Here is a 15,220-nt window from a genome sequence, read left to right as displayed (position 1 = left end):
TGTCGGATCAACGGAGGTTTTTTATGCAGATCTATAAAGTTGGCGGCGCCGTTCGCGATCGCCTGCTGGGCATTCCCGTCACCGACATCGATCGGGTCGTCGTGGGGGCCACCGCCGAGGAAATGCTCGCCAAAGGTTTTCGCCCCGTGGGGGCTGACTTTCCGGTATTCCTCGACCCGAAGACCGGCGAGGAATACGCCCTCGCCCGTACCGAACGCAAGAGCGGTCGAGGCTATGGCGGCTTCGTGTTCCATGCCAGCCCTGAAGTGACCTTGGAGGAGGACCTGGTTCGCCGGGACTTGACCATCAACGCCATGGCTGAAGATGACCATGGCAACCTGACCGATCCGTACCACGGCCAACGCGATCTGGAAGCCCGCGTTCTGCGTCACGTATCCCCCGCTTTCGCCGAAGATCCCCTCCGAGTTTTGCGAGTTGCCCGCTTTGCCGCACGCTATGCACCGCTGGGCTTCAAGGTGGCGGACGAAACCCTTGGACTGATGCGCCAGCTCAGTGAGTCCGGCGAATTGGAAGCATTGACGGCCGAGCGCAGTTGGAAAGAAATTTCCCGCGCCCTCATGGAAAAACAGCCACAGGTATTTATCCAGGTCCTACGCGACTGCACGGCCCTCAAGGTCCTGATGCCCGAGGTCGATGCGCTGTTCGGCGTGCCTCAGCCTGAAGCCCACCACCCGGAAATCGACACGGGCTTGCACACCCTGAGCGTGCTGGAACAGGCGGCACTGCACCAGCAACCCCTGACCGTCCGCTGGGCTTGCCTGCTCCATGACCTGGGCAAAGGCCTGACACCCGAACACGAATGGCCGCGGCACATCGCCCATGAGCACAAAGGCTTGAAGCTGATCAAAGCGGTCAATGAGCGCTTCAAGGTACCGCGCGATTGTCAGGAACTGGCACTGTTGGTCGGCCAGTATCACACCCATGCTCATCGTGCGCTTGAGCTGAAGGCGTCCACCTTGCTTGAGCTGTTGCAGAGTTTTGACGTGTACCGTCGGCCTCAGCGCTTCGAGGAGTTCATCGCGGCGTGCGAGATGGATGCCCGTGGTCGCAAAGGCCTGGAAAATCGAAGTTATCCACAGGCGGATTATCTGCGCGGCGCAGCAGCGGCGGCCCGCGCAGTGGCAGTGCAGCCTTTGCTGGAGAAAGGCTTCAAGGGTCCGGAGCTGGGTGAGGCGATCAAACGGGAGCGACTCAGGGTATTGAAAGCGTATAAGGAATCAGCGGGCTGACACCCCGTTTGCAGCTCAGGTGAGTGCGCCGATCTGATCGCGAGCAGGCTCGCTCCCACAGGGCTCGTGGCAGACATGGCCTCTGCGTTCGCATAGATCAAATGTGGGAGCGAGCCTGCTCGCGATGACGTTATGAAAGTCGCAGCAGGTCCAAAGGCGTAAGTTGCTCCCCCCGCCATTCGAAAGCCACCGGCGCCAGTACCTGATCAATCTGCGCTTCTTCCCACAACGCGGCAAAGCTCTTGCCCACACCAGGATGAATCCGATCCGGCGCGATCAACGACAACGGCCACAACACGAAGGCGTTCTTGAGGATCTCCGCGCGAGGCAGGATCAGCCCGTCGAAGTTGCCAACCTGTTCGCCATATAACAGCACGTCGATATCCAGCGGCAGCCCCTTGCGGTCCGGCGCATAGCGACCGTTGTCCGCCTCGATGAACTTGAGGCGACGATCCAGCTCCATCAGCGGCAGATCCGTGAAGGCCGAAACGACAAAATTGAAGAAAGGCCCGCTTTTGATACCCACCGGCTGGCTCTCGAACACGGCCGAACAGCGCATGTCCACCAGGAATCCGGCCAAGGCCTCCAGACCGGCGCATAGATGGGTTTCGCGCTCGATGTTGCTGCCGAGCCCGAGAAAAACCTGAGTCAGCGGCATCCGCGCTCGATCTCCACGCCAACGCCGCTGGCCGCCGGTACGGCGCCGGGCTTGGTCACTTTCAGACGCAACCAGGTGATCTTGAACTCATCCATGAGTTCCTGGGCCAGTCGCTCGGCGAAGGTCTCGACCAATTGGAACTGCGCCTGCTCGGCAAACGCCTGGATGCGCGAGGAGACGCTGGCGTAGTCGAGCGCCAGGGTCAGGTCGTCGCCCGCGGCAGCCGGGCGGTTGTCCCAGGCGAAGCTCAGGTCAAGCCGCAGGCACTGTCGGATGCCTCGCTCCCAGTCGTAGGCACCGATTACCGTGTCGACTTCCAGTCCCTCGATAAACACTCTGTCCAAGCACTCTTCTCCGCAGCACGACAAGGGCGCAATGCGCCGTTAGAATCAGGGCGTCCTCGCCCGGAATAGTTAGCATGTTTTGGTTACTGGCGATTCTCGCCTACCTGCTCGGCTCGCTGTCCTTCGCCATTTTGCTCAGCCGCCTGACCGGTCGCCCGGATCCGCGAATGAGTGGCTCAGGCAATGCCGGAGCCACCAACATGCTGCGCCTGGCCGGACGCAAACTCGCGATCCTGACCCTGCTGGGCGACCTCTGCAAAGGCCTTGTCCCGGTATTGATCGCCAGCCTTGCAGGGCTCTCGTTGCAGCAACAGGCCTGGATCGGCGTCTGCGCCGTCATCGGCCATCTATTCCCGCTGTACTTTCGCTTTCGGGGCGGCAAGGGTGTCGCCACCGCCGCCGGCATGCTGCTGGGCCTGTACCCGCCCGCCGCCCTGCTGGCTGTCTGTGCCTGGCTGCTGACCTTCTACCTGACCCGCACCAGCTCCCTGGCCGCGCTGATCGCCACGCCGTTGACCCTACCATTGCTGGCCTGGCAGGAACCGGCGGCCTTGCTACCAATGACCGCCCTGGTCGCACTGATCGTCTGGCGTCACCGGGGCAATCTACGCGACCTGTTCGCCGGGCGCGAACGGCATTTTTAAATGACGCCTCACAGCGGCGCCAACTGCTCCATCGGCCAGCGCGCCTGCACACTTATCGCCAGGCTTTCCTGCTGGCCGGCCTGCAATCGCTGGCAGCCGGCAAAGGCAATCATTGCGCCGTTATCTGTACAGAACTCCGGTCGGGCGTAGTAAACGTCGCCCTTCATGTCGCCGAGCATTTTCTCCAGCGATGTGCGCAGGGCCTTGTTCGCGCTCACACCACCGGCGATCACCAGGCGCTTGAGCCCGGCCTGCTTGAGGGCACGCTTGCACTTGATGGTCAAAGTCTCCACCACGGCCTGCTGGAACGCCAGCGAGATGTCGCAACGGGCTTGTTCACTGTCGTCCCCGGCGCTGACGCACTGCTGCCAGGTGTTCAGCGCGAAGGTCTTCAATCCGCTGAAACTGAAATCCAGGCCCGGGCGGTCGCACATCGGTCGCGGGAACACGAAGCGCCCATCGACCCCTTGCGTTGCAAGCCGGGAGATTTCCGGCCCGCCTGGATAATTGAGGCCCATCATTTTTGCAGTTTTGTCGAACGCTTCGCCGGCGGCATCGTCGAGGGTTTCGCCGAGCAACTCGTATTGGCCGATGCCATCGACCCGGATGAGCTGCGTATGGCCGCCCGATACCAACAAAGCGACGAACGGAAACTGTGGCGGTTGCGACTCCAGCATCGGCGCAAGCAAGTGGCCTTCCATGTGATGCACACCCAAGGCCGGGATACCCCAGGCAAAGGCCAGCGCCTGGGCACAGGAAGCGCCCACCAGCAACGCGCCCACCAGGCCCGGGCCGGCGGTGTAGGCGATGCCGTCGATCTCGGTCGGCACGCAGCCAGCTTCGGCCAGAACCTGACGGATCAAGGGCAGCATGCGCTTGACGTGATCACGGGAGGCCAACTCGGGCACCACCCCGCCATAGGCGCGATGCAGGTCGATCTGGCTGAACAGCGCATCGGCCAGCAGGCCGCGTTCACTGTCGTAAAGTGCGACACCGGTTTCGTCGCAAGAGGTTTCTAATCCCAGTACTAGCATGGGTTTGCGCCTTGTAGAGGCTGAATTCGAAGGCGCGCATAATAGTCGCCACGTTGTGCCCCGACCAGCGGTTTTCGATCAGAGGCTTTGCATTCCGAGCGTTGAGGGGTTAACATCCGCAACCCTTAAAAACCGACGTCTTCAAGTGCTCTTTTGCCGCGAGGATGTTGACCCCGGTAATGAATGAAGGTAGCTCTGGATGCCAGCCGTCAAAGTAAAAGAGAACGAACCCTTCGACGTAGCTCTGCGTCGTTTCAAGCGCTCCTGCGAAAAAGCCGGTGTTCTGGCTGAAGTTCGTAGCCGCGAATTCTACGAGAAGCCGACTTCTGAGCGTAAGCGCAAGGCAGCAGCCGCTGTTAAGCGTCACGCCAAGAAAGTTCAGCGCGAACAGCGCCGCGCCGTACGTCTGTACTAATACACAGACGTCCGTAGCAAGCTTCTGCCAAGCCCGGCCCTCAAGCCGGGCTTATGGCATTTGCGGAATAATGCTTGATGCTTCACCGTCAAAGCCGCAGACGCGACCAAGACAACCTGCTTCACCGCGTCAGACCTGGCTCTTTTGCCAGCGGTGCACGTCTTTCCTGACGAGCCTTCCAAGGCTACCGACGAGCACACCCTGATTCCTCTAACGACGATCAGCCCAAGGCACCTGCCTGCGTGCCCGCTTCATGAGCTATCCGAGGCCTGAACAGCCGTTACCGGACTCAGCGCAACACATTCAAACAGTCGAATACTGATAGTTATTAACGTCAGTGGATTATCGGCAGATACACTTCCCGACAGCGATGATGCAGACGACCCGGTCGAGCCACCGATTTAGCGTGCCTCAAACCCAGACCCGGTTACGCCTGCCGATTTCGGGCCCATATTTCGCGCAGTGATGATGAGAACGCCATGGCCGGGCTGATTCCCCAGAGCTTTATTGACGACCTCCTGAACCGCACCGACATCGTCGACGTGGTCAGCTCTCGCCTGCAAATGAAGAAAGCGGGCAAGAACTACACAGCCTGCTGCCCGTTCCACAAAGAGAAAACGCCTTCTTTCAGCGTCAGCCCCGACAAGCAGTTCTACTATTGCTTCGGCTGTGGCGCTGGCGGCAACGCCCTCGGCTTCATCATGGACCACGACAACCTGGACTTCCCCCAGGCGGTCGAAGAACTGGCCAAAGCCGCCGGCATGGAAGTACCCCGCGAGGAAAGCGGTCGACAGCACAAGCCACGCCAACCGACCGATTCTCCGCTTTACCCACTGCTGACCGCGGCAGCGGATTTTTATCGCCAGGCCCTAAAAAGCCACCCGGCACGCAAGGCCGCGGTGGACTATCTAAAGGGCCGCGGCCTGACCGGCGAAATCGCCCGGGACTTCGGCCTCGGCTTCGCACCGCCCGGCTGGGACAATCTGTACAAGCACCTGAGCAGCGATACGTTGCAGCAGCGCGCCATGATCGACGCCGGCCTGCTGATTGAAAATGCCGAAACCGGCAAGCGCTACGACCGCTTCCGCGACCGGGTCATGTTTCCGATCCGCGACACGCGCGGGCGGATCATTGCCTTTGGTGGCCGGGTGCTGGGCGACGACAAGCCGAAATACCTGAACTCCCCGGAAACCCCGGTGTTCCATAAGGGACAAGAACTCTACGGCTTGTATGAAGCGCGCAAGAACAACCGCAACCTCGATGAAATCATTGTCGTCGAAGGCTACATGGACGTTATTGCCCTGGCCCAACAAGGCCTGCGCAACGCTGTGGCGACCCTGGGCACAGCCACCAGCGAAGAACACATGAAACGCCTGTTTCGCGTCGTGCCCAACGTGCTGTTTTGCTTCGACGGTGACCAGGCCGGTCGCAACGCCGCCTGGCGCGCCCTGGAAGCTACCTTGCCGTGCCTGCAGGACGGCCGCCGGGCACGCTTTCTGTTCCTGCCCGAGGGCGAAGACCCGGACACCCTGGTGCGCTCCGAAGGTACCGACGCGTTCCGGGCACGAATCAACCAGCACGCCCAACCATTGGCCGATTATTTCTTCCAGCAGTTGACCGAGGAAGCCGACCCGCGCTCCCTCGAAGGCAAGGCCCACATGGCCACCCTCGCGGCACCACTGATCGACAAGGTGCCCGGTGCCAACCTGCGCACACTGATGCGCCAGCGCCTGACCGAAATCACCGGCTTGAACAGCGAAGCGGTCAATCAACTGGTGCACAGCGCGCCCCAGGAGGCGCCGCCGGCTTATGACCCGGGCATCGATTACGACGCGATGCCGGATTTCGCCGACTATCATCAACCTCAGCAGGATTACGCCCCCCAGCAGGAATGGACGCCGAAAAAACCCGGTAGCGGCGGCAAGAAATGGGACAAGAAACCCTGGGACAAGAACGGCAAGCGTGGCGATCGCGACCAACCACGTGCCCCGCGCGTACCGGCCGCCGTCGAACCACCAACACTGGCCGCCTTGCGCACCTTGCTGCATCACCCGCAACTGGCGGAAAAAGTCGAGGACGCAGGGCACTTCGCCGCCGAGGACCACAGCAATACGCAATTGCTGGTGGCACTCCTTGAAGCCGTGCAGAAGAACCCCAAGCTAAACTCTTTCCAGTTGATCGCGCGGTGGCACGGTACCGAGCAGGGACGTCTTTTGAAGGCCCTGGCCGAGAAGGAATGGCTGATTGATGGAGACAACCTTGAACAACAGTTTTTCGACACCATTACTAGCTTGTCCGCCCGCCAACGCGAGCGAAATCTGGAACAACTTCTGCGAAAAGCTCGCCAGAGCGAGTTGACCAGCGAAGAGAAAAACCAATTGCGCGACTTACTTAGCCGCAATGTTTGCGCATCAAACCCGACCTCAACTGGCGCGTGAGGTCACAGCTCAGGTATAATCCTCGGCTTGTTTTTTGCCCGCCAAGACCTTCAGTGGATAGGGTGTTATGTCCGGAAAAGCGCAACAGCAGTCTCGTATCAAAGAGTTGATCCTATTGGGTCGTGAGCAGGGCTACCTGACTTACGCGGAGGTCAACGACCACCTGCCGGAGGATATTTCAGATCCGGAACAGGTGGAAGACATCATCCGCATGATCAACGACATGGGGATCAACGTATTCGAGGTTGCTCCAGATAAGGATGCCCTTATGCTGGCCGACGCCGATACCGACGAGGCGGCCGCTGAAGAAGCGGCCGCAGCGTTGGCAGCGGTCGAGACCGACATTGGTCGCACCACCGACCCCGTGCGCATGTATATGCGTGAAATGGGCACGGTAGAGCTCCTCACACGCGAAGGCGAAATCGAAATCGCCAAGCGTATTGAAGAAGGCATCCGTGAAGTGATGGGCGCAATCGCGCACTTCCCTGGCACGGTTGACCATATTCTCTCCGAGTACACCCGCGTCACCACCGAAGGTGGCCGCCTGTCCGACGTCTTGAGCGGTTATATCGACCCGGACGACGGCATTGCGCCGCCTGCTGCCGAAGTGCCGCCGCCAATCGACGCGAAAGCCGTCAAGGCCGACGACGACACCGATGACGAAGACGCCGAAGCGAGCGACGACGAGGAAGAAGCCGAAAGCGGTCCGGATCCGATCATCGCAGCGCAGCGTTTCGGTGCTGTGGCCGACCAGATGGAAATCACCCGCAAGGCGCTGAAAAAGCACGGCCGCAACAACAAGCAGGCAATTGCCGAGCTGTTGGCACTGGCCGAGCTGTTCATGCCGATCAAGCTGGTACCGAAGCAATTCGAAGGCCTGGTCGAACGTGTGCGCAGTGCCCTGGATCGCTTGCGCCAGCAAGAGCGCGCGATCATGCAGCTTTGCGTGCGTGATGCCCGCATGCCGCGCGCCGACTTCCTGCGTCAGTTCCCTGGTAACGAAGTCGACGAAAGCTGGACCGATGCACTGGCCAAGGGCAAGAGCAAATACGCTGAAGCCATTGCCCGCCTGCAACCGGACATCATTCGTTGCCAGCAGAAGCTGAGCGCGCTGGAAGCCGAGACCGGCCTGAGCATCGCCGAGATCAAGGACATCAACCGTCGCATGTCGATCGGCGAGGCCAAGGCCCGTCGCGCGAAGAAAGAGATGGTCGAAGCGAACTTGCGTCTGGTGATCTCCATCGCCAAGAAATACACCAACCGCGGCCTGCAATTCCTCGACCTGATCCAGGAAGGCAACATCGGCCTGATGAAGGCGGTGGACAAGTTCGAATACCGTCGCGGCTACAAGTTCTCGACTTATGCCACCTGGTGGATCCGTCAGGCGATCACTCGCTCGATCGCCGACCAGGCCCGCACCATCCGTATCCCGGTGCACATGATCGAGACGATCAACAAGCTCAACCGTATTTCCCGGCAGATGCTGCAGGAAATGGGTCGCGAACCGACGCCGGAAGAGCTGGGCGAACGCATGGAAATGCCTGAGGACAAGATCCGCAAGGTATTGAAGATCGCCAAGGAGCCGATCTCCATGGAAACCCCGATCGGCGATGACGAAGACTCCCATCTGGGTGACTTCATCGAAGACTCCACCATGCAGTCTCCGATCGATGTCGCCACTGTCGAGAGTCTCAAGGAAGCGACTCGCGAAGTGCTTTCCGGCCTCACTGCCCGTGAAGCCAAGGTACTGCGCATGCGTTTCGGCATCGACATGAATACCGACCACACCCTCGAGGAAGTCGGTAAGCAGTTCGATGTCACCCGTGAGCGCATTCGTCAGATCGAAGCCAAGGCGTTGCGCAAACTGCGCCACCCGACGCGAAGCGAGCATCTGCGCTCCTTCCTCGACGAGTGACCTTCAAAACCCCCGGCCCTGCCGGGGGTTTTGTTATGTGCAACAGATAAAATCCCCCTCGTTACGCTCCTCACCACCCTGTGGCCCGTCTACACTCGAATCATCCTCCCCAAGCCATGACGAGACAGTGATGCCCAGACTGACGGCCGCGCTTTTGCTGTCATTGATGACCTGGACCGCAACAGCTGGCGCGTTGACGCTCACCGACGAGGAGCTCCGCTGGCTCAAGGACCACCCCGACCTGCGCCTGGGCGTCGATGCCTCATGGCCGCCGTTTGAGTTCCGCGATGACCAGGGCCGCTATCAGGGCCTGGCCGCCGACTACGTCGACATCATTCGTGAGCGGCTGGCCATCAGGCTCACCCCCATCGAGCCCGCTAGCTGGACCGCCGTGCTGGAGCAGGTCGTACAGGGCAAGATAGACCTCCTGCCGGGCATCATGTCCACGCCGGAGCGCCAGAACTACCTGGCGTTTACCCGGCCTTACCTGGACTTCCCCATTGTCATCCTGGCCCATCGCGGTGGCGCCCAGCCCCACAACCTCAAGGAGCTGTACGGGCTGAAAATAGCCGTGGTAGAGAACTATGCCCCCCATGAACTGCTGCGCAACCACCATCCCGACCTGAATCTCGTGGCGCTGCCCAACGTCAGCTCAGCCCTGCAAGCACTGGCAACCGACGAGGTGGATGCGGTGGTCGGCGACCTGGCTTCCAGTGTCTGGAGCCTGCGCCAACTCAAGCTCGAAGGTCTTTATGTCAGCGGGGAAACGCCTTATCGCTATCAGTTGGCAATGGCCGTCCCTCGAGACAACAAGATATTGGTGGGTATCCTGGACAAGGTCATGGCCGACATGAGCCCGGCCGAAGTTGCCGAGATCCAGCAGAAGTGGGTCGGCAATGTGCATGACTACCGCCAGCTCTGGTCAGATTTGCTGGTCTACGGCCTGCCTGCACTATTGCTCCTGGTCGGGATACTGGCGGTAGTGATTCGCATCAACCGCCGACTCAGCTCGGAAATCGCCCGACGGGTCGAGCTGGAACAGGAGCTGCGCAGCAGCGAATACCATTACCGTGGGCTGGTGGAGAGCCTGTCGGCCATTGCCTGGGAGGCAAGGGTCAGCGACTTCACCTACAGCTACGTGTCGCCCCATGCCGAAGACCTGCTGGGTTATCCCCTTTCCCATTGGCTGATCCCAGGCTTCTGGCGCAACATCATTCATCCGGCCGACCTGATCCGTGCCCAGACCTACTGTGATCATGAAGTGCTGGCCGGGCGCGATCACTGCATCGATTATCGCGTGATCACCGCCGATGGCCGCTGCCTGTGGGTGCGCGACATTGTCAGTCTGATCGAACACGGTCACGAACCGGTGATGCGCGGGCTGATGATAGATATCAGCGAAGCCAAGCGCACCGAGGAAGCACTGCGCCTTTCGGAGCAGAAATTTGGCTCAGTGTTCCGCCAATGCCCGGACATCCTGGTGATCGCACGGCTGATGGACGGTTGTCTGCTGGAGGTCAACAAGGCCTTCGAGGAGCAGATCGGCCTGAGTGCCGCCGAGGTGGTGGGGCGCAGCGCAACCGAATTGAATATCTGGGGCATCCAAGGCGTGGGGCCGGGCCTGTTGCAGCGCTTGCAGGCCGGCAGCATTCGCAACCTGGAAATGCCCTTTCGCCGTAGCAATGGCCAGGTGTTCACCGGACTGATCTCCGCCGAACCCTTCGACCTCGACACGACGCCAGCCCTGGTCGTGGTAGTGCGGGACATCAGCCAGCTCAAGGAAACCCAGCAGCAATTGCAGACCTCCGAAGAGAAGTTTGCCAAGGCATTCCACGCCTCGCCCGATGGCTTGCTACTGTCCCGGCAAAGCGATGGTTTGCTGATTGAAGTCAACGAAGGTTTCAGCCGCATTACCGGTTTCAACAGCGCCCTGTCGGTGGACCGCTCTACCCTGGACCTGGGCATCTGGGTCAACCTCAACGAGCGCAAGCAGATGCTCAACCTGCTGAAACGGGACGGCTTCGTGAAGGACTTCAGCTGCCATATCCGTCGCAACGACGGGCAGGTACGGCTCTGCGAAGTCTCCAGTCGCCCTCTGCCCATCGGCAACGAAGACTGCATGCTGACCATCGCCCGGGACATCACCGAACGCCATCTCATGCAGGAGAAACTGCAACAAGCCGCCACCGTGTTCGAAAGCACGGCCGAAGGCGTGCTGATCACCGATACGCAACAGCACATCAGCGCGGTGAACCGAGCCTTCACCGAAATCACCGGCTACAGCGAAACCGAAGCCTTGGGCCATACACCTCGGTTACTGGCTTCCGGCCTGCATGACAGCGCGTTCTATGCCGCGATGTGGCACCAGTTGACGGCGGAAGGTCACTGGCAGGGCGAGATTTCCAATCGGCGCAAGAACGGCGAGCTGTACCCCAGTTGGCTGACCATCAGCGCGGTGCGCAATCGGGATCAACAGATCACCCATTTCGTTGCGGTCTTCGCCGATATCTCCAGCCTCAAACATGCCCAGGCCCGGCTCGATTACCAGGCTCACCACGATCCACTGACCGGCCTGCCGAATCGCACGCTGTTCGAAAGCCGCTTGCTGACGGCCCTCAACAGCCAGCAGGAAAACGGCGGCCAGGGCGCGGTGCTGTTCTTGGACCTGGACCGCTTCAAGCACATCAACGACAGCCTCGGACACCCGGTCGGCGACCTGCTGCTCAAAGGCATTGCCGTGCGCTTGCGCGAGCAACTTCGCGACATCGACACCGTGGCGCGCCTGGGCGGCGACGAGTTCATCATCCTGCTGCCTGGCTTGCAGCAGCCCAGCGACGCCGAGCACATCGCCCAGAAACTATTGAACTGCTTTGCCGCGCCATTCCAGGCCGGCGAGCACGAGTTTTTCATCAGCGCCAGCATTGGCACCAGCCTCTACCCACAGGATGGCTGCGACGTCGCCACGCTGGTCAAGAATGCTGACGCTGCGATGTACCGCTCCAAGGCCAAGGGGCGCAACCGGGTGGAAAGCTACACCCGCGACCTCACCGCCCAGGCCAGCGAGCGCGTAGCCCTGGAACACGAGCTGCGACGGGCGATCGAGCGCAACGAACTGTCATTATCCTTCCAACCAAAAATCAGCCTCGTCGACAACCGCCTGGTGGGCGCCGAGGCGCTGATTCGCTGGACCCACCCGACATTTGGCGACGTACCGCCGGAGCATTTCATCCCCCTGGCGGAAGAAAACGGCATGATCCTGCAAATTGGCGACTGGGTACTGGAACATGCCTGCCAGCAGTTAAGTGAGTGGAACAGCACCCATGACAGCCTGGGCCCTCTGTCGGTCAACCTCGCCGGCGCCCAATTGCGCCAGCCCAACCTGTTGGGACGTATCGAACAACTGCTGCGCGAACACCATCTCAAGCCAGGCTTGTTGCAACTGGAAATTACCGAAAACTTCATCATGAGCCAGGCCGAAGAGGCCCTGACGGTGCTGCACCAGTTGAAAAAGCTCGGTGTGCAATTGGCCATTGACGACTTCGGCACGGGTTACTCTTCCCTCAGCTACCTCAAGCGCCTGCCACTGGACATCCTCAAGATCGACCAATCCTTCGTCCGCGGCCTGCCCGACGACCCCCACGACGCGGCCATCGTGCGGGCAATCATCGCCCTGGGCCGCAGCATGCAATTCACCATCATCGCCGAGGGCGTCGAAACCCTGGCCCAGCAGCAATTCCTGAGCGAAGAAGGTTGCGAACAGATCCAGGGCTACATCGTCAGCCTGCCCCTGGGCGCCGACGAGTTTGCCGCCACGTTTCTTCGTGTGACCGTATCGGATTTTTCGGATAGCACAGCCGAGAAACCGTCGCTATAATCCGCGACCTACTGAGGGCCTATAGCTCAGTTGGTTAGAGCAGAGGACTCATAATCCTTTGGTCCACGGTTCAAGTCCGTGTGGGCCCACCATCTTGAAAGCCGCGCATTGCGCGGCTTTTGCGTATCTAGCGTCCTCCCGCTAGCATCCTTCCCTCCGATACAATAAAAATCCCATCCCTCACCGAGATGCCCATCATCGCCAGCCCCAGCCTCCCGCGACTGTTTCTTGAACTGTTCTGGCAACTTGGCATCCTTCTGGTGCCGGCCTTTTTCGTCACCGTGCTGCCGCCCCCACTGGCTTTGCTGGCGGTGGTATTCCTCGGGCTGCTGATGGGCCTTGCTGCTCGCCTGGGCTTTTTGGCGATGGGCCGAGGCATTGCCCGGGTGACGGTCGGTGCCGTGTTTGGCCTGGGTTTCAGCCTCGGCCGGGCGCTGCCCGAGTGGTGGGGCATCTTGGTGGCGATCGTCGGCATCGTTGTTGGGCTCGCCTGCGTCAGTAGCTGGGAACGGCGCCTTGGGTTGGCGCCCGTTTCCAGCAAAGGGCCGAGTGCCTGGGGTGGAAACGAGCCGATGCTGACCCCTGAAGGCGAGCCAATCCGGGTCTTCAACCACGGCGAAATCGCCATGGGTGGCCCGACTTATTGCGACTATCTGTTCCCTGACGGTGTGCTTCTACAAGGCATTGGCTCCTCGGCAGTGTTCTCCAGCGACGGGCGCTACTTCGCCGCACCGGTACCGTCCCGGCAGGCATGGGGGCTGGTGGTCCTCGACCGTCAGCAACGCCAGCTGTACCGCTGCGCCGACAGCGAGCTCTGGGAGTTGGACGCTTTTGATCTCGACCTGCTGAGCGGACGACATAGCCCACTGGTGGATAACAGCGCCCGCAAAACCCGGCTCGATGAGCTGTTGCAAACCGCCAGCGTCACCCACCTGGTGCCTGTCGCCGATCTGTGGCTGGAAGCCGACTGGCATCCTGAGCTGACCTTCGAGCGGCGCTCCGCTGATGGCCAGCAGTGCCTTCAGGGCAATATTTCTTTGCCTTCGACTTTTCGCGACTTGCCCCAGCCACTGGATCCCCTGCATTCACCGCGCTATACCATCAGCATCAATGGACAACCGTCCGACCTGTTGATGGCGGCAGACGCGCCGTTGATATGGAGCACCGATCAACGCGCGCTAGTGTGCCTGGCTCAGGAGCAAAGCGGTGACGCGGAGGGCGACCAGTATTGGTTGTGGCAGCTCGACATCGGCTGGCGCGTCCTGCCATCGCCCTGGGTGAGGAGTGTCGCGGAACCGTCCTTCTACTGGCATCAATTGCTGAGCCTCGACGCGGACCATGTACGTATCGGCGCGTACCTCGATTATCCGCGCCCAGGTTCCGGCCGTTACGGCTATCGCCTGGACAGCATCCACGGCGATACCGAAACCCAGGCCGGCCATGACGCCCAAGGCCGCGTACAGGTCGCTGAATTCAAACTGACCCGCATGGCCATTGCGTTGCCGTTGGACAGTCGAGGAGCACGCGGTGATGCGTTTATCGAGACACAGCCGATGCTAGATGGTGCCTGCGCTCAGTTGAGCTGGCTTGGCGACAATCGCGAAGGGCTTGGGGGCTATCGCTGTCAGATCGGTGACTGGCACTTGCCGGGAAGTTGGTTGTTGGACCACCGTGTCTCAGACTGCGGACGTTACCTCGCACTACTGCCCTTCGAAAACTCAACGACCGTGACCACCCATGGCGTGATTGCGGACACGAAGGATCGACGCCTGCTGGAAGGGCCGGCGATGTGGGTGGAACGCATCCTCGATTTTCGTGATGGCCGGCTGAGCCTGGCAGTGGTTGCCGGTCGACTTGACCAGGACCTGGAGGGCAGCGCGCTGCAACGTTTCAATGTCCAGGCGCCGCAGAACGGTAGCGCCAACGCCACTTCGTTCTTTCATCCCGACGAGCGATCCCGGTTGTTCTACGACACCGTGGAACTGCAGGTAGTCGATTCACAGCTTCAGAGAATGCCACCCTGGCGCCTGGTGGATCGTCCGCAAGCCGCCAACGCCGAAGGGGACTTCATCCAGCCTGCACCCGACCACCGGGACGCCGCCTGGTTGTTCGGCAGCGAGACGGAATATGCAGACAGTTGGGTACGCGCGCAGACGCCCCGGCTCGGAGGACACCTGCTGACAGCTTCAGGCTGCGCGCTGGTCGACCTGGCACCGTCGATGATCTGGTCGACGGATAGCCGTTATCTGGCCCTGACCTGCATGGCGACCGATGTGACAGAACAGTGTGGAAACTATCGAGGCTGGCAATTGCTGCTCCTGGATATCCAGGAGCACACGTTGCGGGTGCATCCGCAGTGGCTGGGCAAGCGGCCGCTGTTTGAGAGTTTCGACGACGAACAGCTGCATGTACGCTGCTTTGAGCGTGATTGGGAAGCGCCAGACGATGACGACCCAGGCTCTGTGCAGTCGTTCCCGCGGGCTCTACTGTTGCAGTTGCCCACCGAACAATTGGTTTGCCAGGACGGTTTATGGCTCAGGCCGTCACAGATGCACCTGGCCCATGCCTGGCGAACGCTGGCTTTACCTGCCATTGGCTATTTCCCACGTGAGAGCCTGTAACATGTTCGCTATCGAATGCCCGCGCCG

At 60.7% G+C, this 15,220-nt stretch carries 10 protein-coding genes and 1 tRNA gene; 8 read left to right on the top strand and 3 right to left on the bottom strand.

Translation table 11 applies throughout. The annotated features are described in order from the left end of the window. Nucleotides 1-23: 23 nt before the first annotated feature. On the top strand, nt 24-1,250 hold the full coding sequence (locus GN234_RS21115) for a multifunctional CCA addition/repair protein (protein WP_116833601.1): 1,227 nt from the start codon (nt 24-26) through the stop codon (nt 1,248-1,250). A gap of 130 nt (nt 1,251-1,380) precedes the next feature. Here the strand turns inward: GN234_RS21115 and folK are convergent, their stop codons facing one another. Both folK and folB read right to left on the bottom strand, forming a co-directional pair. Beyond that, entirely contained in the window at nt 1,381-1,908 is a 528-nt protein-coding gene (gene folK / locus GN234_RS21110; RefSeq protein WP_109754981.1) for a 2-amino-4-hydroxy-6-hydroxymethyldihydropteridine diphosphokinase, read from the bottom strand. Then, nucleotides 1,899-2,252, bottom strand: coding sequence for a dihydroneopterin aldolase (folB, locus tag GN234_RS21105; protein ID WP_039590767.1), 354 nt, complete (start codon nt 2,250-2,252; stop codon nt 1,899-1,901). The genes folK and folB overlap by 10 nt, the downstream gene beginning before the upstream one ends. 74 nt (nt 2,253-2,326) lie before the next feature. On the opposite strand from folB, the gene plsY reads away from it, so the two are divergent. Next, a complete protein-coding gene (plsY, locus tag GN234_RS21100; protein WP_003206189.1) occupies nt 2,327-2,896 on the top strand; it encodes a glycerol-3-phosphate 1-O-acyltransferase PlsY in 570 nt (189 codons plus the stop codon). An 8-nt stretch (nt 2,897-2,904) separates the two neighbouring features. On the opposite strand, the gene tsaD is transcribed toward plsY, so the two are convergent. Then, entirely contained in the window at nt 2,905-3,930 is a 1,026-nt protein-coding gene (gene tsaD / locus GN234_RS21095; protein ID WP_116833603.1) for a tRNA (adenosine(37)-N6)-threonylcarbamoyltransferase complex transferase subunit TsaD, read from the bottom strand. A gap of 199 nt (nt 3,931-4,129) precedes the next feature. Between tsaD and rpsU the strand changes: the two genes are divergently transcribed. The 6 genes from rpsU to GN234_RS21065 all read left to right on the top strand — a co-directional run bounded on the left by rpsU (nt 4,130) and on the right by GN234_RS21065 (nt 15,193). Further along, on the top strand, nt 4,130-4,345 hold the full coding sequence (gene rpsU / locus GN234_RS21090) for a 30S ribosomal protein S21 (RefSeq protein ID WP_002551877.1): 216 nt from the start codon (nt 4,130-4,132) through the stop codon (nt 4,343-4,345). Nucleotides 4,346-4,824: 479 nt separating this feature from the next. Then, nucleotides 4,825-6,783 carry a DNA primase gene (gene dnaG / locus GN234_RS21085; RefSeq protein ID WP_109754983.1) on the top strand — a complete coding sequence of 653 codons (1,959 nt, stop codon included), beginning with the start codon at nt 4,825-4,827 and terminating at the stop codon, nt 6,781-6,783. Between the two features lie 67 nt (nt 6,784-6,850). Beyond that, nucleotides 6,851-8,698, top strand: a complete 1,848-nt coding sequence (gene rpoD, locus GN234_RS21080; protein ID WP_116833605.1) for an RNA polymerase sigma factor RpoD — start codon at nt 6,851-6,853, stop codon at nt 8,696-8,698. A gap of 130 nt (nt 8,699-8,828) precedes the next feature. Beyond that, the gene (locus GN234_RS21075; protein ID WP_109754985.1) at nt 8,829-12,572 is read left to right on the top strand and encodes an EAL domain-containing protein; all 3,744 of its coding nucleotides are present in this window, start codon (nt 8,829-8,831) and stop codon (nt 12,570-12,572) included. Nucleotides 12,573-12,587: 15 nt separating this feature from the next. Beyond that, a tRNA-Ile gene (locus GN234_RS21070) sits at nt 12,588-12,664 on the top strand. A gap of 96 nt (nt 12,665-12,760) precedes the next feature. Further along, the gene (locus GN234_RS21065; protein WP_233459481.1) at nt 12,761-15,193 is read left to right on the top strand and encodes a DUF308 domain-containing protein; all 2,433 of its coding nucleotides are present in this window, start codon (nt 12,761-12,763) and stop codon (nt 15,191-15,193) included. Nucleotides 15,194-15,220: the final 27 nt, after the last annotated feature.

This window comes from Pseudomonas bijieensis (assembly GCF_013347965.1).
GTDB classification, from domain to species: Bacteria; Pseudomonadota; Gammaproteobacteria; order Pseudomonadales; family Pseudomonadaceae; genus Aquipseudomonas; species Aquipseudomonas bijieensis.
Note: the sequence above shows the minus strand (reverse complement) of the source record. Positions and strands in the feature narration are given on the sequence as shown.

What these genes read in the sequence shown, in the direction of transcription:
- GN234_RS21115 (WP_116833601.1), top strand. Translation starts at nt 24, where the DNA reads ATGCAGATCTATAAAGTTGGCGGCGCCGTTCGCGATCGCCTGCTGGGC.
- folK (WP_109754981.1), bottom strand. Translation starts at nt 1,908, where the DNA reads ATGCCGCTGACTCAGGTTTTTCTCGGGCTCGGCAGCAACATCGAGCGC.
- plsY (WP_003206189.1), top strand. Translation starts at nt 2,327, where the DNA reads ATGTTTTGGTTACTGGCGATTCTCGCCTACCTGCTCGGCTCGCTGTCC.
- tsaD (WP_116833603.1), bottom strand. Translation starts at nt 3,930, where the DNA reads ATGCTAGTACTGGGATTAGAAACCTCTTGCGACGAAACCGGTGTCGCA.
- rpsU (WP_002551877.1), top strand. Translation starts at nt 4,130, where the DNA reads ATGCCAGCCGTCAAAGTAAAAGAGAACGAACCCTTCGACGTAGCTCTG.
- dnaG (WP_109754983.1), top strand. Translation starts at nt 4,825, where the DNA reads ATGGCCGGGCTGATTCCCCAGAGCTTTATTGACGACCTCCTGAACCGC.
- rpoD (WP_116833605.1), top strand. Translation starts at nt 6,851, where the DNA reads ATGTCCGGAAAAGCGCAACAGCAGTCTCGTATCAAAGAGTTGATCCTA.
- GN234_RS21075 (WP_109754985.1), top strand. Translation starts at nt 8,829, where the DNA reads ATGCCCAGACTGACGGCCGCGCTTTTGCTGTCATTGATGACCTGGACC.
- GN234_RS21065 (WP_233459481.1), top strand. Translation starts at nt 12,761, where the DNA reads ATGCCCATCATCGCCAGCCCCAGCCTCCCGCGACTGTTTCTTGAACTG.